This is a genomic window from Enterococcus sp. S22(2020), assembly GCF_020295385.1.
Taxonomy (GTDB): domain Bacteria; phylum Bacillota; class Bacilli; order Lactobacillales; family Enterococcaceae; genus Enterococcus_L; species Enterococcus_L dunnyi.
On record NZ_JACFUD010000002.1, the window covers coordinates 148,774 to 171,652 of the forward strand.

Consider the following 22,879-nt stretch of genomic DNA (forward strand, 5'->3'; position numbering starts at 1 on the left):
AACTGGTAAATCATCAATAAACGCTTATAAAAATAGACCTGATTTTGAACGTATACTTCAAAATCAGGTCTATTTTCTTGTATCATCATCGATTTAAAGCTGCTCTGTTTGTTTCATTTTTTTCCACGTCAATTCAGACAATTTTTTTGCAATCACTCTATAATCGGAGACGGAAACAGTTGGTTGAACGTAAATGGTCGGTTGTGTAGCTCCAATAGTAGAAAGCGTTTGGGCTGACAAAATCATGTCGCTTATGATCAAGTCGACTTGCGAAGTCAATTCATAAGTGGAGTCAAAATTGTATAAAGCTTTAAAACTACTGGTGACCATATTTTCTAATTTATTGCTGCTGTATTTTGAAAGAAATAGCACGCGAATGTTTGGCTTATGCTTATCCCAATCTAACGTATGCAATAAAATATTGTGGTATTCAAAAAGTAAATAGCTTTTGTAATCTGCGAATTTTGACATGATCGGACGTGTAAGCTCTTGTTCTAGGGCTTGAGTAAACAAAGCTGTACGTTGTCTATTGTATGTTAAGAGATCGTCGTTGGGGTCCACCCAAACAGGTAAATTCACAAACGATTTATTGCCAAACAATAAAACACGATAATGTGTCAAACAAAGTTTATTGAAGATGTTATTGTATTCGTCATTTGTAATGGGAGAAAGCGCATAACTTTCCAGCTGATTCATCAAATAGATCACGCTATTTAAAAAGTTTTGCTCCTGCAGTTCTTTATTTAGATAAAAGAAATTGGACGCTCTAGATATGCCAGGATAACTGCCAAAGGCTAAGACACAACTCAGCAATGTCCGAATTTCAATTAGTCGCTGATCTTCATTTACTAGAGGAAGCATTTTCTTGAAAATCAAACTTAATTCATCAACTGACAGCTGATAAGACTCATGCTGAGAATCAAATAAGGGAACATCGATTGTTGTTGGATCGATTACATGCCCATTTTTAGCCCTAACAAGTGAATTGGCTGTAAAAATACTAAGTAAGATTTTTTTTGAGGCAACCGCAGGATTATAAATTTCTGATGGAAACAGAGTACAGATGTGATTGATCTCATGCTGATGAATATAAGGGAAAGGCCAAGATTGCCCTCCGTAAGAATCTAAGTGCAGCACGGTATAAAACAAACGAATATGCAGTTCATTCCCTTGAATTTTAATTCTTTTTTTCGTATCGATCGTTAATCCATACTTTGTAAGTTCCTTTTTTAAGTATAAAAGTTCTCTCCTCAATGAAGAATATGTCAAATAAAACTGGTCTGCAACTTCAGACATGTCCCCTAAAGTATCCGAGAACATCCCTTCGATCAATTTAAAGCGAATAGACTCCTTCAAATAAAATAGAAGAACAAACTGCAATGAAAAATCTTCAACGATGTTTAAATAATAGGTTTTATTATTTTCATTGTAGGTCAATTGAATTTTATCCTCACATTCAAACACTCTGAAATCCTCTTCGATCAATTTTATAGAGCGTTTCAGAGTTCCTAGTGAGATATCCAATTCTTCCAAAATTTTGTCTTGTGCAGCGCAATAATCCGCGGAATTGTTGAGTAACTCAAGAATACGATATTTTTTTTGTAATGCATTATCAAGGAATTGATTCATAAATACACACGTAAATCCTTTCTTTATTAGTATATTAGTTATAACTGATAAAAGTATAGATTTTTTCTAAAAAATAACACGTGCAATGCAAAAAACGAAAAAAAACGATTATGTAAGCGATAATATTTAATTTCCAAAAAAATAATAAACTATTTTTTAAGGTCGTTTTACTAAAAAAAATATTTATTTATAGAAAATGGTACTGTTTTAAATACTATATTACCGCTGTTTTTTCAAAAAAACAAATGTTGTTTATATAAAAATGAAAAAATATACCCTTGAAAGTCGCTATACTAGTTTTTGCAGCAAGTTGGAAGTTCTTGCTGCAGATACTTTTCTAAAGTTTAAAGAGAACAGCATCTGACATGTTGTTCTCTGCTTTTCAAAAGTAATTGATAAAACTTTCAAATAAAATCTCAAAGGAGCAACAAAGAAATGAAATTAAACAAACTACACCTAGTTAGCGGTGTCGCTTTAGCTGCGATCGCAGTATCAGCCGTAACACCAGCATTTGCAGCAGAAGAAGTAGGCGGACAAACAAATTCTCAAGGAACGATCACTTTCAGCGAAGATGGCGATGGTGGAGAAGAAGGCGGCGGCGGTGGAATCATTGACCCGGTTGATCCAGAAAATCCAGACATTGAAGAGCCAGGCGGCGGCGGAAATGGTGGAGGAGACATGGAAGGCCCTCTAACGATCGATTTTGTATCAGGTATTGATTTTGGTAACCGTAAAATCTCAGGTAGTACTCAAAAGTACTATGCAAAATACAATGGATCAGTAAACTCTGATGGAGACACTGTCTACCTACCAACATTTGTTCAAGTAACAGATAACCGTGGTAAAAATGACGGATGGAAATTAGAAGTTTCAAATACACAATTTGTAGATGCTGACACAAACGAAGAATTAGCAGGAGCTGTTTTGACTCTTGGATCAGATAACCAAGTATTTACACAAAACGACAATGGCGCTTCTTCAAAAGTAGCTGCAAAAGGGAACATCAAATTAGATGGTCAAGGACAAGATCAAACGATCGTAACACCAGCAACAGATAAAGGTATGGGTGTGAACAGTATTGCATTCGGTACTGAAGAATATGGTACAGCTACTGACACAAACAGCGCTGTAACATTAGAAGTTCCTGGTAAAGCTAAGAAAAATGAAGATGCAACATATGTATCAGAATTAACTTGGACATTATCTCAAACAGAAGTATAAAAATAAAAAATATATTTTAATAGTAGAAAGAGGCAATCAAATTGAAAATGACTAAACAAAAATTAATCAGCAGCCTTGCACTAAGTGCATTAGTATTAGGTATTGCAACTCCTGCATTAGCAGATGAAGCTACATCAAACGCAACTGTAACATTCGTTGAAGATGAAGGGCCAACAGATCCAGGTAACCCAGGTGAGCCAGATCCAGATCCAGATCCAGGTGAACCAGATCCAGAACCAGGTGGAGGTGGCGGTGAAAACGGCCCGTTGAGAATCGACTATGTTTCTCACATGCAATTCGGAGAACAAAAAATTTCAGGTAGCACAAAAGCTTACCACCCACTATTAGCAAAATGGAACTACGAAGAAGGATCTGTATACATCCCTCAATTTATCCAAATCACTGATAACCGTGGAACAAATGATGGTTGGGATCTGCAAGTAGAACGTACTGAATTCCATACAGCTGATGATGATATCCTAGCAGGAGCAGAACTTAAAATCACAAATGGTGAAGTCGTAAATATGGGCGATGCGCCATCATCTGCAACACCAGCAACAGTAAATAAAACAGTAACAATTCCAGTAGGTAGTGCAGCGAAAGTAATGGCTGCAAACGAAGATCAAGGGATGGCTACATGGTCGTATTCTTTTGGTGAACCTAAAGATAGAAATGAAGCTTCAACAGATCCAAAAGAAGAAAACCAAGATGTTACTTTATCAGTACCAGGAACATCTAAGAAAATTGCAAATGCAGAGTACTCTTCTGAGTTAACTTGGACTTTAGTAGCCAGCGAAGCTTAATTGTCATATTTGCGAAGATATGGCAGAGTGGGAAACTTTGAACGGTATTTACTTGAAGGTCTCATATTGAAGAAAACGTTAAGTAATCTGATATAACCAAGTAAGCACTTGATACTGTGACAGCTCTTTCAGTGGTAGACAGAATGAATGCTATATTCATAGTATTCATTCTGTGTCTATCGCGTATTCATAATTTTAGAAAAAAGAGACACGACTGTCATAGCCTTATGCAAATACAAGAAAAGAGGAAAGAAACAAAATGAAAAGTATCATGATCAAACAAAAACTGCTTAGATTAATAACAGTAACTTCCATTATAATTGTAGTCAGCTGCCAATTTTTATTTGGCGCAACTAGTGCGTTAGCAGAAAATATGAGTTTTGCTGTCACACCTGAAATTCCCCAAAATCAGAAAGATAGAAGTAAAACATATTTTGACTTAGAGATGAAACCAGATCAAAAACAAACGCTCGATGTAACCTTAAAAAACAATACAGATAAAGAACTGACCGTTGAAGTCAATGCGAATACAGCTTTTACAAACGACAACGGTGTAGCAGACTATAGTCAGTCTGACCGGGCAGATTATGATAGTACATTGAAAACACCATTTTCTACTATTGTAAAACCGCAGCAAAAAGAGATCAAATTGCCTGCGAATGGACAAGCGGTTTCTAAAATCGATATCACTATGCCTAAAGAAGAATATGATGGATTGATCTTAGGTGGATTACATTTTAGCGAAAAACAAGAAGAAACAGAAGACACCAGCGAAGGCGGTGTCCAAATTAAAAATAAATTTGCGTATGTCGTCGGTGTATCTTTACGAGAAACCAGTAATGAAGTAAAGACACATTTAGAATTGAATGACATTGAACCAACTCAAGTAAACTATCGTAATTTTGTACAGGCTAATTTGCAAAATACAGAAGCAGAAATCGTAAAAGATTTAAACGTGGATGCTCGTGTATATACTGAAAAAGGCAAAGAAGTACTGCATGAAACGAAAAAAGAAGATATGAGAATGGTCCCTAACTCTAATTTTAATTTTCCTATTTCATGGGACAATAAAGAATTCAAGGCAGGAACCTATCGACTTGAAATGGATGCAACAGGTGATGGAGAAGACTATCACTGGGTAAAATATTTTACTATTGATAATAAAGAAGCGAAAAAACTAAACGAAGCTGCAGTTGAATTGGATAAAGAGTCTAAACTTTGGTTGTACATTCTTATAGCTGCGATCGTTATTATTCTTCTTTTGATACTTTTGATTATATTTGTTTTACATAAAAAGAAAAAAGAAGAAAAAGAGCCCAGCAAAAAGGGAAATGGAACAAAAAACAAAAGCAAGAAAACCAATAAAAAAAGTGCAACACCTAACAAGAAAAAAAGCAAATCCCAAAAAGGATCTAACGATACTAAATAATGAGGAAATAAGTAAATAGTCTGATGGACTATTGGAAAAGCGAGGCGGCGGATAAATGAAGAAAAGACTTTTAGTAAAAGTTAGCTGTGCAGTATTAGTTTCAGCGGCTTTAATGCCAATGTCACAGGTGTTAGCAAAAACTGACACGTTCACATCCGATGAAATAACTGAACACTATAAAAGTAAAAATCTTACAACCTCCGAAGAACAAGAAGATGATGTACTTGAATCCTCAGAAACAGAAAATGAAGAAACACAAGCAACGACAGATGCTGAATTAGATGAGGAAACAAATTTAGATGATAATTCTACACGACTGTTAACAGATTTTGGTGAAGAATATACACGAGATAAATTTAATATAGATAGTTCATTTGAAACATTGACACCAGGAACAACCAAAGATGGGTTTATTACAGCGGAAAGCGGCGTTATGTTTGGGTTCCGTGGGATGATGGATCGTTCAAGAGCTGGGGTAAATACTTCAGGTACCTATTCACATGGTTATTTAGAGCCAATCATCTTAAAAAAGGGTTCTACGGTAGGTGCTGATAGATCTTATGTATACAATAACAGCTATTACTTTACAGCTCAGAGTATCAACCCATATGTGAATGGTACGCGGATCAATAAAGGCTCAAATAATTCGATCATTGGTTTAGGAAATAGCGGGATCACTCGTTATTCTTATCAAAAAGATAAAGAGATCCACTTTTTCAAAAAAGACAGTGAAGACAGTAATGTCGGTGAGTTGAGAGCTGTTATGTATACGGAAGATGGTTTTGATATCGAGTTTTCTTTGGTACTAGATAAAGCTAAAGGTGTATCTAGTCAAAGATGGGAATTCATCAACAATCGTGATGAAGATATCGATTTCGGTGTAATGGAGTATGTGGATACCTTCGTAGATAGTGACTCTGTACCGATCTATTCACTAGGTGGGGATAAAGGGTTCTATATGCAAGTTAAAGGGAAAGAACAATTCAATGTTATCCTGCAAGATAAGAACAATGAATGGATCAGTGACTATACGCACTACATTCCAGGGATGATCACAGGGTCTACTTCTGGTGGTTACACAAGTGTTCGTTACAATAACGCATTTGGAGATGACTTTTCAATACCTGGATATGAAGGTAGAGATTGGACTAGAAATCAACAAATGATTCCTGGTCGAGATTCAGGGTATCAGTTAGGAACAGATGTTAAGACCTTGAAACCTGGAGAGTCTATGACAACAGGTGCTGACTATTATTATGGTGATGCGAAAACTGAACCAGAGCTTGATGCAGATACAGATGAGCATATCTTCTATGATACAGCTAGCACTGTGGCTGACATCCACTATGAATTAGACGATACAGAAGGTGATCATGACAAGATTTATATCAAATATAATGATGAGGAAGCTGAATTGGTTGAAGAAGTCGATTTAGATGAGACACATCACACTTCAGGCAATATCAAATTAGATCAGTCACGTCTACATTTGGGAGACAATACTGTAGAGTTATATTCTGAAAATAACCTTGAAGTTAAGTCAAATGTAGTCTCCTTAGATGAAGAGATTCGTCACTTAGAAGCAACCCCTGAAATTACGAAAGTAAAACAGAATGAAGAACTTGATTTGACGTCGTTTGGTGAAATCATCAAAGAGCATAATACGATCCATGATCCTGTATTAAGTCATGGTGCTGATGGCCCGGCAGATACATCAAATATTGGCTTTAAATGGTCGGATGTCATTCTAGCAGATTCTAAAACACCAGATATCGATAAGATCGATTTAAAAGTTCCAACGAATATCTACAACAAGAATACAGAGTTTTTCGATCTTGAACTGGTTGCGATCGATGCAATCGATGTGGAATTGACTGCAACAGAAGTAAGAGCTTGTGAAAACGAAGCGGCATTATTGAAGCTGATCCAAGAAAAAGCAGAATTAAAAGCTTGGAATATGGATGATGGGACAGATCCTTCAGCTGCTGTAACGAGTACAACAACAAAAGCAGAAGAAGGCACTTATAAAGCTGTCATTACAGCAAAAAGTAAAGAAAATAAAGAAGTGAAACGTGAAATAAATGTTCATGTGACTGAGGATGTAGTACAGGAACTTGCTATCGTAGATGTACCTGAAAACATCGTATTTGAAAAGAGTGCGATCAATTCTTCTACTATGTATGTAAATAAAGAAGATAATGTAGACATTTTACTGAATACTTCTTTAGAAGTTGACTGGCTATTGACTGTAAATGCAGAGAATTTCAAAAATTCTGATGGTGAAGAAGTAAAAGATATCTTGATTAATAAACGAAATGGATTAGAAGAAATTGTTTCTCCAACAAACAGCTCGATCGTTATGGAGGGCTCAGCGGCAGATGCATCCTCAAACTATGAAATAATGATGTCTAAAGATGACGGGTTATTATTGAAAGTCAGACCTGGGCAAGTAAAATCAAAAAATTATACATCTGTTGTAACGTGGACATTGACAAGTGATCCTACAAGATAAGGAGGAAGTTTAAATGTATAAGTACAAAAAAAGAGTTATTTCGTTTTTGTTGTGTTTAGGCATGATTGCTTGTTTCAACAGCTTTAATCAGCCCGTTTATGCTTCCAACTATACAACGAACGGTGTGGTAGAATTCACGAAGACAACGGAAACGACAGATACAACAGACACAACAGATACAAGTGAAAATGAAAACGGCAAAAAGCCTTCTGAAAGCAAAGAATCAGAAGTAGATGGAACTTCTTCCAGTAAAAAGCCAGTAGGTAAACTACCTTCAACAGGTGAAATCATTTCTAAGCTGTCTACCGTAGGAATCGGTCTGCTTATCGTTCTATTTTGTTTATTCCTTCTAGGACAAACAAGGAGGAAAAAGCATGAAAAATAAACAACGAATTATTTTAGGAGCAGCATTGATTGCTGTCGCTACATTGATCAGTAGCAATGTTTGGGCTGAAGACGGAGGCCAAACCAATTCGGATGCATTTTTACGCTATGAAAAAAATCTTTCTGTCGTTGAACCAGTAGATCCTATTGATCCCCCCAATGTCATAGATCCAGGTGAAGAAAAACCAGGGACAGAAGGACCTCTAAGCATCGATTATGCATCTGATTGGAATTTTTCTAGTCATGAGTCAAGCGATAAAAGTGAACATTATTACGCAATGAAAGATAACGTCCGTCTGGTAGATGGAGAAGAAAAAGAAGTACCGAACTTTTTCCAAGTAACTGATAACAGCGGTAAAAATGCGGGCTGGACATTATACATTCAGCAAAACGGCCAATTTAAAACAGAAAATAGCTCTTTAAAAGGTGCTCAAATCGTTTTACAAACGCCGGAAATTTTTACGATCGGTGATGGGGAAGAGCCTGCAACAAAAGGAACGATTCAATTGGATCCTAGCGGTCAGTTAAGTCCATTGCTTGTGGCATCGGAAAATGAGGGAACCGGCACGTGGATCGGCATGTTTGGCAATGAAGAAACTGCTGATACTGCGATCCAACTAAAAGTTCCTGGAAAAGCAGCCAAAGAAGAAGGGAAATATACGACCTCTTTTACATGGACACTAGCAACTGGTGAAATATAAAAAATATTAAATTTTATAAAATAGTAATAACAACAGGTTAGCAAAGTCAAAGAAAAGTATTGTTCATTCTTTTAGAAAAAGACTCGTTTCAAGCATCCTATTCGTCGTATGAAGTGTTAAGATAGCAAGTATTTTCTTTGATCATAAGCTTCAACCAGAAGGATTACTATTTGTACTGAAATTGCAGAGGTCAGCTTCTGACCTTATCAAGTATCTTGATAAAAAAGGAGATAGTTACCTCTGCCTTCACCACTGATTCGTTTTTAAAGGGACCTGCACCTAACATATACGTTAGGTGCAGGTCCCTTTAAAAATTTACTGAAACACCTGATTTATTCCCAAGTTATCGCTTCATTTCAATTCTTTTGACATTCCAAAGCGCTATACTCAAGAAAAAAATACTTGATACAAGTAAAATACTGATCGGAACCAACACCTCGTGAGAATAGTTCATGATGATTCCTAACTCCTCTTTAACAGCCTGTGTGACTTCAGAAGAATCAGCTGCAAAGGCATTTTCAGTCAAAATACGTCGAATCAAAACGATTCCGCTGGTCAAAGGAAAATATTGAATCACCGTTCTTGTTGCTTCCGGCAGACTTCCGATCGGGACATAACAACCGGTTAAAAAGCCGAGCAAGGGACCTATTATTGAGGTCATCGTGGAAAAGGTATCGATTCGTTTGAAAAAGCTAGCAACAAAAAACATAAATGCAGATGAACATAAAACAGTTAAGAAACCAGCTAAGATCAGCAAGATAAATTGTGGTAGAGACAACCAAGTGCCGTTTGAAATAAAAACGATATAACACTCAGCCACGATGATCACTGCCAGTGTAATGATCGTAGAGATCAAGAAGGTGCTAAGGAAATAGCCGAGCATGATTTTACTTTTAGCGATTGGCGAGATCATGAAGTCGGTATAAACATTTCGTTCTTTATCTCGAATCAGCTGACTGACAGAGCCTAATGTAGAGCTAGCAGAAGCAATTCCGATCACACCAGCTAACATCCAGGTATCGATCACTAATTGCGGATCAGATAACATCGATAATTGTTTGACGATACTGTCACCAAGCAAAAAGACATATAAACCGATCATGATCAAGGCGCCGATAAATGACCCTACTACTGCTTGTTTATTTTTAAAAAATAAGGCTAATCCTCTATACACTAATGCGTTCATAAATCTTTCGCTCCTTTTTGATGATCGATAGAAAAACATCTTCCAATGTATTGCATCGATAAGTCATTTTCAAATTTTCTGGTGTATCATAGGCCACGGACTGTCCTTGTGCCAGCATTAAAATCATATTTGAATCTCTGGCTTCTTCCATATAATGTGTGGTCAATACAACGGTCATTTGGTATTTTTCTTTCAACTGATGGATCAATGTCCACTTATCTGCACGTGAGATGATATCTAATCCGGTTGTCGGTTCATCTAGAAACAATAACTTCGGGGTGTTTAGCAATGCTCTAGCGATATCCACTTTCCGTCGTTCTCCTCCTGATAATACCCCGTAGCGTTTACTTAACAAATGGGTGCCTTGGACATCCTGAAGTTTTTCTTCTGCTAATTTTTTTGCTTCCTTCCAATTTTGAGTATAAAAATAAGCTCTCATCACCAAATTTTCTTTTACAGATAATTCTGCATCTAAGATGCTATTTTGAAAAACAACAGAAATCAGCGATTTGTGTTCGAGTGAGTCTGTCGTTAGCTCTTTTCCGTCAAGAGTTATTTCTCCAGTATCTGCTTTTATCAGACCTAAAATCAATGAGATCAATGTTGATTTTCCAGCTCCGTTTGGTCCAAGGATTGAAAATAATTCCCCCTTTTTAATAGAAAACGAGAGAGATTTCAATACTTCATGCTGCTCATATTTTTTTCCGAGGTTTGTTACTTTAACTAAGTCATCCATTGTTTCGCTCCTTTTTACTTTTGTTGATAAATCAACTATAACGATTTATTTTTAGGAGAACAATCGTATTTGACTAAGTGGTCTGAAATCGAAACTAAGTGGTAAAAAAACAAGATAAGTCTCATTTAAGACTTATCTCGTTTCCGTTTTTGGATAAATTGATTGATCTCATCTGCCTGTTTCCGATCATTACTATACATAATAAATCGAATAAAGAAATAGATCAGAAAAACGATCATGAAATTCAATAACAAACCAACTGTTCCAAGTTGCCAATGTAATAGCATATTTGCAAGCGCTATTTGCAGACAGATGATCAGTAAGTAAAGACTTTGATGGAAAAGAATACGACGACTGGAATATTTTTCATTATCTTCAATTAGAAAGTGTAATAAACCTGAAATTGCTGAAATCAGCAGCATATATGCAAGAGAATGAGTTAAAGCCTCTGTCTGAAGAAATAAATTGATGATCACCAAAGTCGTAAAAATCAATGAAGTCAAGCGAAAACTTTCTTTTAAATATTCTTTTATACGCATCTCAACGCTCCATTCCTAAGCCTTTTTTTAATTCTGGGACATATTTTCTTGATATAGCGACTTTTTCACCATTTACCAATAACGCTTCAAAACGTCCGCTGAGTAGTGGGGCGATCGCTTTGATCGATTCAATATTCAAAAGCATCGATTTAGAAACGCGAATAAAATCAAAGTAAGTCAGCTTCTCCTCAAGCTGATATAGCTTATCTGCGTTTTGATAGACTTGTTTTTCAGTATAAAGAAAACTTTTTTTGTCGACGACTTCAATATAAAAAATATCTGCAAAAGGAATTTTATAGATCGTATTTTCAACTTCACCGATCAAAAATTGTTCGTCTTCTTTTAATATACCAATGACTTTTTCTATAGTGGGAGATAATTGGTGTATTTTAAATGCAGCCTGTTCCTCGGTGTGTAGTTCAATGATTTCGATGGTCGTTTTCACACTAATATCCTTTCCTACATATTATTTAGGACTATTATAGCATAGGAATCAAGAGGTGCTAAAAAGAGAAAGAGATCATTTGATACAGTACAAATGCCGTAGTAAACTATAAGTAGAAAGAAGGGATCAATGTATGAAGATCACACAATTATCTATCGACACGTTAGAACGAGCGCAGGAAAGGTTTGAAGAAACCTTGGATCAAATGAATGTAAATGAAGCCAATACGATGCCTCGACCATTGATCAAATCAGTCACTTGGCTTATCTGGCATACCGCACGTGAGCTGGATTATCAGATTTCTGAGTTAAATAAAACAGACCCTTTATGGCTGAGCGCTGGCTGGAGTGAACGGTTTGCTCTAGACTTACCTGATGATACAGAAGATTGGTGCCATACCCCTGAGGAGGCAGCGAAAGTAATCGTAAAAGATAAACAGCTGTTGATCGACTATTTGCATGCAAGTATTGCTTTGACCAATAAATATTTAGACACATTGGAAGAAGATAAGCTGAGTGAGATCATTGATGAAAACTGGACTCCGCCAGTAACACGTCAAGTACGAATAGTTTCTGCAATCGACGATGCGGTCATGCACTCAGGTCAAGCTGTCTACACAAGAAGATTAGTGATTGGAAAATAGAGAAAAGCGAAGCATTAAGAGATATGCTCGTTTTTGATCGATAGTCAAATTTAGAAGAGGTTGAGACAGAAGTGTTTAATCCCAAGAAATAAGCTAGAATTCACGAAAATTGTTTTGCAAATTTTTGTGAATTCTAGCTTATTTCCGACCTTCAAAGCTTAGGGCTTTAGCCCTTAGCATTTGATGAGATCGGAGTGCAACGTAGTGGGACTGCTTCTGCTCTCACCGTTTATCCGGAGTACGGGTGTCCGGGATTTGACTCGCAGAGTTTTGTCCCAGTCACCCTCTTTTTTTTTTGGAGAATCACATAAAGCTTTGTTAGTAGAATCAAGTTTTACATAGATTTTCAGAAAATCAGCTTGACCTTCACTAGGAGTTTATCGTAGAATAGTTAGGCAGCGAACTATTAAGGCGGTGAAGAAATCATGAGCAGGAAAACGGCGCTTAAAGTAAAAATCGTATCAAATGAGCTGAATAGAAAAGTTGCTGAAATTCTGAAAGAAGACGGTGAGCCTTCATCCGGGATCCAAATGCGGATTCTGAATTTTATTCATCGGAAAAATTGTGAATCAGCAGCAGTCTATCAAAAAGATGTTGAGCAGGAATTCGATATTCGCAGATCGACAGTGAGCGGGATCTTACAAAGATTGGAAAAAAGAGGAATGATCGAACGTCAATCCTGTAAAGAAGATAATCGTTTGAAGGCGATTTTTCTGACAGCGGCTGGTGAGCAGAAAGTCAGGGAGAATATTGATAAATTGGAAAATTTTGATGCTCACTTGATCAACGATATTCCAACAGAAGAATTGGATGTATTTTTTCATGTATTGGAAAAACTGTCAGAAAACAGTAAAAATATCAAAATAGATAAGGGAGGCAATTGACTGTATGATAAAAAAATTACTTGCTAATGTTGGTGAGTACAAAAAAGAAAGTATCATCACGCCGATCTATGTGACTGGAGAAGTTGCATTAGATATTATTATTCCATTGATCATGGCCATGATGATCGATAATGGCATCGAAAAAGGCGACACAAAAGCCATTTTGATGTATGGTGGATTATTATTTATTTGTGCGATCATTGCGTTATTCTTTGGTGCAATGTCCGGTCGCTATGCGGCGGTCGCTTCTGCTGGGTTTGCAAAAAATTTGCGGGATAATTTATTCTCTAAAGTTCAGGCATTTTCATTCTCAAATATTGATCGTTTTTCAACGTCAAGTTTGATCACACGAATGACGACAGATGTGACAAATATTCAAAATGCCTATCAAATGATCATCCGTTTGCTTGTGCGCAGTCCACTGATTTTCTTTTTCTCTTTATTGATGGCATTTAAAATCAATGGTGATTTGTCAGTGATCTATTTGGCAGTCGTACCATTTTTAATGATCGGATTAGGACTTGTGATCTATTTTGCCCATCCGATTTTTGAAAAAGTTTTTCGGATCTATGATCGGTTAAATAATGTTGTACAAGAAAATCTTCAAGGGATCAGAGTCGTCAAGTCCTATGTTAGAGAAGATTTTGAAGATGAAAAATTTAAAACAGTTTCAAAAGATATTTATAAAAATTTCTCACGTGCACAAAGTATCGTGGCATTCAATAATCCGATATTACAGTCAGCAGTCTATACGTGTATGCTGCTTATTTCTTGGCTGGGCGCAAAGTTTGTCGTTGGCGGAACATTGACGACGGGTGAATTAGTTAGTATGTTTACCTATACGATGCAGATTTTGATGAGCTTAAACATGCTTTCTATGGTTTTTGTCATGGTCATCATTGCGCGAACATCCGCAGAGCGTGTCACTGAAGTTCTATCTGAGGAAAGCGATCTGAAAAATAACGAGCATCCATTATACGACGTGCCAAACGGAAGTGTGACCTTTAAGGATGTTTGTTTTAGTTATGCCAATGATCCTGAAAAGCTTGCACTGAAGCATGCAGATATGTCGATCAAATCAGGCGAGGTGATTGGTATTGTCGGCGGAACAGGAAGCTCTAAATCAACCTTGGTCCAGCTGATCCCAAGGCTTTATGATGTGACAGAAGGACTAGTCGAAGTCGGAGGTCATGACGTTCGCGATTATGATTTGAAGACACTTCGAGATCAGGTTAGTATGGTGCTGCAAAATAATGTGTTGTTTACAGGGACTATCAAGGAAAATCTGCGTTGGGGGAATGAAGACGCAACGGATGAAGATTTGATCCGTGTGTGTAAGATTGCTCAGGCGGATAGTTTCATTCAAGAATTTCCGGATAAATACGATACGATGATTTCTCAAGGCGGAAATAACGTTTCTGGCGGTCAAAAACAACGGCTGTGTATTGCAAGAGCGCTGCTGAAGCAGCCTAAAATTTTGATCATGGACGATTCTACTAGTGCAGTCGATACCAAAACGGATCGTTTGATTCGTGAAGGGATGAGACAGGAGATTCCTGGAACAACGACCTTTATTATTGGTCAAAGAGTTTCTTCCGTTCAAGATTCAGACCGGATCATCGTGATGGATAAGGGTCTTATCGATGCAATCGGTACACATGAAGAGTTGCTAGAATCGAATCCGATCTATCAGGAAGTCTATGAATCGCAACAGAAAGGATTTGGTGAAGACGATGAGTAATGAGCCTAAAAAAGGTGCCCGCGGGCCCCAAAATCCTTTGAAAACCTTGAATCGTTTATTTTCTTATATGCTACAGAAATATAAAGGGTTATTAGTTTTAGTTATCTTCTTTATTTTGTTGAGTACGTATGCGAATGTTCGTGGCTCGCTCTTCCTTCAAGTCGTGATCGATGATCATATTACGCCGTTGTTAGGACAAAGCGATCCTAATTTTTCGGGACTATTGAAAGCAATCACAACGATGGCTTTGATTTATGGCATGGGGATTTTAAGTAATCTGTTTTACAATTTGATCATGGTGCGGATCAGCGAGGGGACACAAAAAGAAATTCGTGACCAAATGTTTACTCATATGGAAACCCTGCCGATCGGTTATTTTGATTCAAATTCTGATGGGGATATCATGAGTCATTATACAAATGATACAGATACACTGCGTCAAATGATCTCTCAAAGTATCCCTAATTTGTTAGCAGCAGCAGTCAGCTTTGTCAGTGTATTTATTGCTATGTTTACGATCAGTGTACCATTGACGTTGATCGTGATTGTTTCTGTAGGCATCATGATTTTTACGATTCGGATGATTGCAGGGAAAAGCGGGAAGTATTTTGGCAAGCAGCAAAAAGATTTAGGATCAGTCAACGGTTACATCGAAGAAATGATGCATGGACAAAAAGTGGTTAAAATTTTTAATCATGAACCAAAAGTGATCAAAGAATTTACAGCACTGAACGAATCACTTCGCCAAAGTGCAACACAAGCGAATAAATACGCCAACAGCTTGATGCCGATCATGATGAATCTGTTGAACATCCAGTATGTGTTGTTAGCGATCATCGGTGGATTATTTTCTGTTTACGGCATTTCAGGTCTAACGATCGGTATGATCGCTTCTTTCTTGCAATTGAGCCGTTCGCTAAATATGCCGATCAGTCAGGTGTCACAGCAAATCAACTTTGTGATCATGGCATTAGCGGGTGCGGATCGGATTTTCCGATTGATCGATGAGAAACCAGAAGTAGACGAAGGGTATGTCACGCTAGTCAATGTGACGAAAGAAAATGGTCAGCTAGTAGAAAATGAGCAACGGACAGGGATCTGGGCTTGGAAACATCCGCACGAAGATGATTCTGTGACCTATACTGAGCTAACAGGTGATGTTCGTTTTGAAGATGTTTCGTTTGGCTATACCGAAAATAAGAAGGTACTAAAAGATATCCAATTATATGCTGAACCTGGCCAAAAAGTTGCTTTTGTTGGTGCAACAGGAGCTGGTAAAACAACCATCACAAATTTGATCAATCGTTTTTATGATATTCAAGAAGGTAAGATTCGCTATGATGGTATCAATGTGAAGAAAATCAAAAAACATTCGTTAAGAAGATCATTGGGCATTGTATTACAGGATACGCATCTATTTACAGGGACGATCATGGAAAATATTCGTTATGGTAATTTAGGTGCATCGGATGAAGAAGTCATTCAAGCAGCACAGTTAGCGAATGCAGAAGCGTTTATCAATAATTTGCCAGATAAATACAATACAGTGATCACAGGAGACGGAGAAGGGCTATCTCAAGGTCAACGTCAACTGTTAGCGATTGCCAGAGCCGCCATTGCTGATCCGCCGGTCATGATTATGGATGAAGCAACATCTAGTATCGATACGAGAACGGAAAAGCATGTTCAAGCGGGGATGGATCGATTGATGGAAGGCAGAACAGTTTTCGTCATCGCTCACAGATTATCAACGATTCAAAACTCAGATGTGATCATGGTCATGGATCATGGACGAATCATTGAAAGAGGAAATCATGAGGATCTCTTAGCTGAAAAAGGTGTTTATTATCAGTTGTATACAGGCAAAGTTGAATTAGATTAATAGTAAGAAGAGGCTGAGACAAAAGTGTTTAGCTCCGAGAAATAAGAAGGAATTCACGAAAATGACAAGAAACACGAAAGTGTACCTTTCGATGTTGAATGATTCCTACTTGGTGTTTTTCAAATTTTTATGAATTTCAGCTTATTTCCGATGGAGCTGCTTTTTTCTCGCCGTTTATTCGGGTTTAGAGAGCGAAACAAAACTGTTTTTTAGTTTTGTCCCGCTCTCGTTCTTTTTTTGAAATATACGACTAGCTGTTGTTTTCTAAAATAGACTATGCTACCGTAATGAAAGGGTATTCATTTTGAGATTTACTCTAATAAAGAAAAAGGGGGAGTCGTTTGGTACAGTACTGAACGCATAAAAAATGAAAAAGTATTTAAGCATGGGGATAACTGTTTTACTTGGGATGGGATTTTTAGCTGGCTGTTCTTCAGAAAATAAGGATACTGCAAGTAGTGGAGAAAAACAAGAGACCAATGAAAAAACAGTAACGATTTTAGGAACGTCTGATATCCATGGGCGCTATATGGCTTGGGATTATGCGACAGACGTTGAAAATAAAATCGGAAGTTTTGCCCAAATTGGAACGATCGTAAAGGAAATCAGAGCGAAAAACGACAATGTATTATTAGTTGATGCTGGTGACTTGATTCAGGATAATTCAGCAGAGCTATATAAAGACGATGAGCCGCATCCAGCAACAGAGGTCTTGAAGGCATTAGATTATGATGTTTGGACAATGGGCAATCATGAGTTTGACTACGGGTTTGGTGTATTGGATAAAATCACTGATCAATTCGAAGGTGGTGTCTTAGCTGGGAATGTCGCATTAGAGGATGGAACGCCCTATTATGACGCATATAAAATCGTGGAACAAGACGGTGTCAAGATCGGATTTATCGGTATGACAACTCCGATGGTCGCAGAATTTAAAAAAGATACGGATATTTTTGACGGGAAAAAATTGACAGATCCAGTAGAAGAAACGAAAAAAGCTGTAAAAGATCTGAAAAAGAAGGTCGATGTTCTTGTCGGTGTTGTTCATATGGGTATCGATAATGAAAATGATGTGCACAATACAGGAGTTGCTGATATGGCAGAAGCGGTACCAGAATTGGATGTTGTTTTTGCAGGACATATGCACACGTTGGTTGAAGAAGAGTTTATCAATGATGTTTTGATCGTTGAACCGGATAAATACGGACGCTATGTTTCTCGGGTGGATATCGACTTAGTAAAAAAAGGTGACAGCTATGAAGTGAAGAAAAAAGCTGGTTCAGCGATCGAAGTAGCCAGCTATGAAGAAGATCAGGAGATCAATGATCTTTTACAAGCTTCTCATGAAAAAGCCAGAAAAGATGCTAATACAGTGCTGGGTGAACTAACTGGAATGGATTTAGTGCCAAAAGATGAGATCAAAGGTATTTCTTCTGCACAAATTCAAGAAACGCCATTGGTCAATTTCTTTGGCGAAGTCATGCTTCATTATAGTCAAAATGCGGATGTTGTTGCATTTCAGATCGATACAGATACGCCTTCTCTAGATATGGGGGAGATCAAGAAAAAAGATATTGCCAGAAATTATCAATTTACAGATGGTGAAGTGACTGTCTACGATATTACAGGGAAAGATTTAAAGGATTATATGGAGTGGGGGGCAGATTATTACAATCAAACAAAACCAGGAGATGTAACGGTCAGCTATAATATTGAACGCCGTTCCAGCAAATATAATACAAATGATCGTTTCTACAATGTAAAATACGATATCGATCTATCCAAAAAAGCGGGCGAACGTATTACTAATTTGCGAAGACTCGATGAAACGCCGATCACAGATGGAGAAAACTTAAAAATTGGCATGAATCAATACCGAATGAACTTTTTAGTTTCAGAGGATGGACCTTTGGCTGGACGTAAATTCAAAGAAGGCTACTCCACATTTTCGCAAGAGGCATTTGGTGAAAAAGAAGGACGAATTCGTGAACTGGCTGCTCGTTATATCAAAGAAGAAAAAAATGGCGTGTATGAAGGTAAACTTTTAAATAATTGGCGCATTGTTGGTGTGGATACAGAAGCGCCTGAAAGAAAAGCAGTCGTAGAGTTGATCAATGCTGAAATAGTAGAATTGCCTAGCGAAGAGGGTGTGACGAATATTGCGTCGATCAATATATCTGAACCGGTGACGGATAAAGAGATCCAAGAGCTGACGAAAAAAACTGGTCTGGATACCAAAGATACTGAAGGGATCAAAACAACAGGGGAGCTTTATCAAAAAATCAATGAACTACGAAAAAAATAGGTAGCTAAAAAGATGAGACGAACATCGTTTAGGTTCGAGCTGGAAGTTTTTTATATTACTCGGTACTTGCGAAATTTCCGAAGTGTCTATCTGGTTATCGTTTTTTAGTAAAAATTAGTGTCCGAGACAAAGCTTTTTTTCGTTTTGTTTCGGATACTTTTTTGTCTCTTAGTTCAAATTGTTTCAGTATTTGTTCTGTGATAGTATAAGTTGATACTTCTGATGAAGAGCAGATTGAGTAAGGAGAGCGAAATACAATGATGAGAAATATAAAATTAACGATCGAATATGATGGTGCTAGGTATCTTGGCTGGCAACGTCTCGGGAATTCTGATAAAACGATTCAAGGCAAGATCGAACACGTATTAAAACAGATGACAGGAGAAGAAATAGAGATCATCGGCTCGGGTCGAACCGATGCAGGAACGCATGCACATGGACAGGTAGCCAATTTTAAATCAAACACTGCAATGGATCCAAAGGAGATCATAGAGTTCGTAAATCGTTATCTTCCTAGAGATATCGTTGTGAAAATGGTAGAGGATGTGCCTGAGCGATTTCATGCTCGATATAATGCGGTTGGGAAAAAATACAGCTATTATGTATGGAATGATTCTATTCCAACAGCATTTGAACGGAACTATAGTTTTCAATTTCCACAACAACTAGACATTGATTTAATGAATGAAGCTTGCCAAAAATTGATTGGAAAACATGATTTTATCGGTTTTTCAGCTCTAAAGAAAACAAAAAAATCTACTGTTCGAACAATCGATGAGCTATCGATCGAACGTGAAGGACAGCTGCTTCATTTTACATTTGTCGGCGATGGATTTCTGTATAAGATGGTTCGGATCATCATGGGAACACTTTTGGAGATCGGCAATGGAAAGAGGTCTATCACAACGATCGACGACATATTTGAGCAAAAAGTTCGAAGCGAAGCAGGCGAAACGGTGCCGGCGCAAGGACTTTTTCTTGATGAGGTGTATTATTAAGAAAATTTCAATGTTAATATCAGGCGTCGATATGGATGTAACAATCGATGTATTATATTACTCAACAAAGAGATATAGTGTATTTAAATAGAGTTGGGATCCATTTGAATCCTGACTCTTTTTTATGAGTTGCTAGATTGAACTGTGGAGTGTGAAAAGGAAAAGACAAATACAAATCTATTTCAGCTGTCTACACATTTTTTTCAGGAAGCCCTGAAATTATCGACCGTTATAAGTAACTCCTCTACGTATAATAAAAGTATCAAGAAAAGCAGGAGGAGTAATTGATGAACTGGTACAAACAAACAACACAGCAGATAATGACACAAACAGAAACGACTCGCAACGGCCTTTCACAACTAGAAAGAAAGAGACGTCTGTCAACGGATGGTTATAATAAAATAGAAGAAACACAAACAGTAAAACCATGGCAAAAATTTTTAAAACATTATACAGATCTATTGATGCTTGTGTTGACAGCAGCCGCTATCTTGAAATTTATGACGGGTGATTTTGTTGAAGGAACGATCATTTTCCTCGTCGTATTGATCAATGGCTTTGTTAGCTACTGGCAAGAGCGTAAAGCAGAAGAATCACTGGATGGACTGAAGCAAATGATGGGACAAGACGCCGTCATCCTTTCAGAAGGAACAAAAACTCAGATTTCAGCAGAAGAACTAGTCCAAGGAGATATTGTTGCTTTAAAAGCAGGAGATGTCGTACCGGCAGATATAAGACTATTTGAAGTGCATGATCTTTTGATCGAAGAATCGATTTTGACAGGTGAATCAGAAGCAGCAGAGAAGAATACAGAAGTTTTAGCAAAAGAAGCACCAGCAGGAGATCAAAAAAATATGGCTTTTTCCGGAACGTTGGTTCAATCCGGTTCAGCCTTAGGAATCGTTGTCGCAACTGGCGATGCAACTGAAATTGGTAAAATCAACCATGCGCTGCAATCAGTCAAGCAGCAAACAACACCCTTAGTGAAAAAAATGCACCAGCTAAACAAGCAGATTTTTAAAGGAATCATGCTCCTGATCGTTTTCCTTCTATTCTTCACGACCTTCCGTCATGGAATGGAGTGGAATCTGATATTTTCAGCAATGATCGCTTTGATCGTTGCGATGATTCCAGAAGGATTGCCAGCAGTTTTGACAATGATCTTATCAATGGGCGTAAAAGAACTGGCTGATGAAAATGCTATTATCAAAAATATGCCCTCTGTTGAAACACTAGGTGCGATGACTGTCATCTGTTCTGATAAAACAGGAACGTTGACAGAAAATAAAATGACCGTTGTAGACTTAGCAACAGATGAGCCGCAAATGATCGAAGAAATCATGAACAACTGTCAGGAATTAAAATTAAAAGATCATCAGTCCGCAAGCGAGCTGCAGGGGAATCCAACTGAATTAGCGCTGCTTCATTACGTGGAAGATGCTGATTTAAAACTAAAACCAGTTATTGGGAAAATTCCATTTAGTTCCAGCTATAAATATATGGCAACTTTACATCCGGAAGCACAAGGAGCAGTTATCTTTGTAAAGGGAGCTCCGGAAGTTCTGATGGCAAAATCAAATTTATCTGAAACACAGCAAATCAGTTGGCAAAGACAAGCTTCCGCACTGGCCAAAAAAGGTCAAAGAGTGCTTGGGTTTGCTTATAAGCAAGTAGCGTCACAACAGGAACTGACACATGAGATGCTGTCAGAGTTGACGTTTGCAGGCTTAGCCGGCATCATCGATCCACCGAAAAAGAGCGCGATTCAAGCAGTCAAAGAATCACAAGAAGCAGGGATCGCGGTAAAAATGATCACAGGAGATCATAAAGAAACAGCTAAAGCGATCGGCGAGCAAATTGGCTTGAAGCACACTGCAAAGGTATTAGAAGGTGTCGATATCGACCAGTTGACAGAGGAAGAGCTAGCAGTTCAAGTACAACAAGTCGATGTCTTTGCCAGAACAACACCAGAGCACAAATTAAGAATCGTAACAGCTTTACAAAATAATGGAGAAATTGTCGGGATGACAGGAGATGGTGTCAACGATGCTCCTGCATTGAAAAAAGCGGATATCGGTATTGCCATGGGAATCAAAGGCAGTGAAGTGAGTAAGCAAGCGGCAGATATGGTTTTAGCAGATGATAATTTCCATACGATCGCTAAGGCGGTAAAAGAAGGTAGACGGATTTTTGATAATCTAAAGAAAACGATCAATTTCTTTTTACCTACAGCGTTGGCGCAAGGCTTGATCGTTGTATGGGCACTTATGGCGAATCAGCCATTGCCATTGACTCCTGTTCAAATTTTATGGGTCAACATGGTAACGACGATCACTTTGTCTTATGCTCTAGGCTTTGAAAAAGCAAGTGCAGATACAATGAAAAGACCGCCAAGAGAGACGAATGAGGGGATTTTATCCGGCTATAGTATGTTTAGGATCGTCTATGTTTCATTGCTCATCATGATCCCTGCGTACTTGTTAGCAATGAGCTTTGATGGACAAGCGTTACAGCAAACAATGCTTTTACAAAACATTGTCTTAGCGCAAGCAGCATATATGATCAATTGTAGAGAGTTGGTAAATCCATCGTTAAACAAAGGATTACTGCAAAATAGAGCATTATTTGTATCATTAGGGATTTTACTTTTGCTACAAACAGCAGTCGTCTTTTTACCTGTCGCACAACAATTGATCGGAACAGTTGGACTTAGTATGGCGCAACAAATCGTTATTTTAGGAAATGTGTTCTTGTTGTTCTTAGCAGTAGAGGTTGAAAAAAGAATCACTAGACATTTAAGAAGTAAAAAAGAAAAAGCAACTAGCGACATTTGCCGCTAGT

Annotated in this window: 18 protein-coding genes; 13 read left to right on the forward strand and 5 right to left on the reverse strand. The window is 37.7% G+C overall.

Annotated elements, in window-relative coordinates:
• Nucleotides 1-93: 93 nt before the first annotated feature.
• The gene (locus H3T55_RS03710) at nt 94-1,629 is read right to left on the reverse strand and encodes a helix-turn-helix domain-containing protein (RefSeq protein ID WP_225550096.1); all 1,536 of its coding nucleotides are present in this window, start codon (nt 1,627-1,629) and stop codon (nt 94-96) included.
• Nucleotides 1,630-2,064: 435 nt separating this feature from the next.
• On the opposite strand from H3T55_RS03710, the gene H3T55_RS03715 reads away from it, so the two are divergent.
• From H3T55_RS03715 to H3T55_RS03740, 6 genes are all read left to right on the forward strand, one after another.
• Nucleotides 2,065-2,850, forward strand: a complete 786-nt coding sequence (locus H3T55_RS03715; RefSeq protein ID WP_225533388.1) for a WxL domain-containing protein — start codon at nt 2,065-2,067, stop codon at nt 2,848-2,850.
• 47 nt (nt 2,851-2,897) lie between these two features.
• On the forward strand, nt 2,898-3,653 hold the full coding sequence (locus H3T55_RS03720; RefSeq protein ID WP_225533706.1) for a WxL domain-containing protein: 756 nt from the start codon (nt 2,898-2,900) through the stop codon (nt 3,651-3,653).
• Nucleotides 3,654-3,912: 259 nt separating this feature from the next.
• Nucleotides 3,913-5,082 (forward strand): DUF916 and DUF3324 domain-containing protein, encoded by a 1,170-nt coding sequence (locus H3T55_RS03725; RefSeq protein ID WP_225533390.1) that lies wholly within the window; start codon nt 3,913-3,915, stop codon nt 5,080-5,082.
• 55 nt (nt 5,083-5,137) lie between these two features.
• A complete protein-coding gene (locus tag H3T55_RS03730) occupies nt 5,138-7,594 on the forward strand; it encodes a hypothetical protein (RefSeq protein ID WP_225533392.1) in 2,457 nt (818 codons plus the stop codon).
• A 13-nt stretch (nt 7,595-7,607) separates the two neighbouring features.
• Nucleotides 7,608-7,979: an LPXTG cell wall anchor domain-containing protein gene (locus H3T55_RS03735; protein WP_225533394.1), complete on the forward strand. Its 372-nt coding sequence runs from the start codon at nt 7,608-7,610 to the stop codon at nt 7,977-7,979.
• Nucleotides 7,969-8,679, forward strand: a complete 711-nt coding sequence (locus H3T55_RS03740) for a WxL domain-containing protein (RefSeq protein WP_225533396.1) — start codon at nt 7,969-7,971, stop codon at nt 8,677-8,679. Before H3T55_RS03735 ends, H3T55_RS03740 begins: the two co-directional genes overlap by 11 nt.
• 343 nt (nt 8,680-9,022) lie before the next feature.
• Here H3T55_RS03740 and H3T55_RS03745 read toward each other — a convergent pair whose 3' ends face one another.
• The 4 genes from H3T55_RS03745 to H3T55_RS03760 all read right to left on the reverse strand — a co-directional run bounded on the left by H3T55_RS03745 (nt 9,023) and on the right by H3T55_RS03760 (nt 11,585).
• Nucleotides 9,023-9,865 (reverse strand): ABC transporter permease, encoded by an 843-nt coding sequence (locus tag H3T55_RS03745; RefSeq protein ID WP_225533398.1) that lies wholly within the window; start codon nt 9,863-9,865, stop codon nt 9,023-9,025.
• Entirely contained in the window at nt 9,846-10,601 is a 756-nt protein-coding gene (locus H3T55_RS03750) for an ABC transporter ATP-binding protein (RefSeq protein WP_225533400.1), read from the reverse strand. Before H3T55_RS03750 ends, H3T55_RS03745 begins: the two co-directional genes overlap by 20 nt.
• A gap of 125 nt (nt 10,602-10,726) precedes the next feature.
• Entirely contained in the window at nt 10,727-11,140 is a 414-nt protein-coding gene (locus tag H3T55_RS03755) for a DUF3021 family protein (RefSeq protein WP_225533401.1), read from the reverse strand.
• 1 nt (nt 11,141) lies between these two features.
• Nucleotides 11,142-11,585: a LytTR family DNA-binding domain-containing protein gene (locus H3T55_RS03760; RefSeq protein ID WP_225533402.1), complete on the reverse strand. Its 444-nt coding sequence runs from the start codon at nt 11,583-11,585 to the stop codon at nt 11,142-11,144.
• 133 nt (nt 11,586-11,718) lie between these two features.
• Here H3T55_RS03760 and H3T55_RS03765 point away from each other — a divergent pair, with 133 nt between their 5' ends.
• The 7 genes from H3T55_RS03765 to H3T55_RS03795 all read left to right on the forward strand — a co-directional run bounded on the left by H3T55_RS03765 (nt 11,719) and on the right by H3T55_RS03795 (nt 22,878).
• A complete protein-coding gene (locus tag H3T55_RS03765; RefSeq protein WP_225533403.1) occupies nt 11,719-12,228 on the forward strand; it encodes a DinB family protein in 510 nt (169 codons plus the stop codon).
• A gap of 425 nt (nt 12,229-12,653) precedes the next feature.
• Nucleotides 12,654-13,112 (forward strand): MarR family winged helix-turn-helix transcriptional regulator, encoded by a 459-nt coding sequence (locus tag H3T55_RS03770; RefSeq protein WP_225533404.1) that lies wholly within the window; start codon nt 12,654-12,656, stop codon nt 13,110-13,112.
• Between the two features lie 4 nt (nt 13,113-13,116).
• Nucleotides 13,117-14,853: an ABC transporter ATP-binding protein gene (locus tag H3T55_RS03775; protein WP_087640700.1), complete on the forward strand. Its 1,737-nt coding sequence runs from the start codon at nt 13,117-13,119 to the stop codon at nt 14,851-14,853.
• Nucleotides 14,846-16,735 (forward strand): ABC transporter ATP-binding protein, encoded by a 1,890-nt coding sequence (locus H3T55_RS03780; protein WP_225533405.1) that lies wholly within the window; start codon nt 14,846-14,848, stop codon nt 16,733-16,735. The genes H3T55_RS03775 and H3T55_RS03780 overlap by 8 nt, the downstream gene beginning before the upstream one ends.
• 367 nt (nt 16,736-17,102) lie before the next feature.
• The gene (locus H3T55_RS03785) at nt 17,103-19,040 is read left to right on the forward strand and encodes a bifunctional metallophosphatase/5'-nucleotidase (protein WP_225533406.1); all 1,938 of its coding nucleotides are present in this window, start codon (nt 17,103-17,105) and stop codon (nt 19,038-19,040) included.
• A gap of 260 nt (nt 19,041-19,300) precedes the next feature.
• Nucleotides 19,301-20,038 (forward strand): tRNA pseudouridine(38-40) synthase TruA, encoded by a 738-nt coding sequence (gene truA / locus H3T55_RS03790; RefSeq protein ID WP_225533707.1) that lies wholly within the window; start codon nt 19,301-19,303, stop codon nt 20,036-20,038.
• Nucleotides 20,039-20,325: 287 nt separating this feature from the next.
• Nucleotides 20,326-22,878 (forward strand): HAD-IC family P-type ATPase, encoded by a 2,553-nt coding sequence (locus H3T55_RS03795; RefSeq protein ID WP_225533407.1) that lies wholly within the window; start codon nt 20,326-20,328, stop codon nt 22,876-22,878.
• Nucleotide 22,879: the final 1 nt, after the last annotated feature.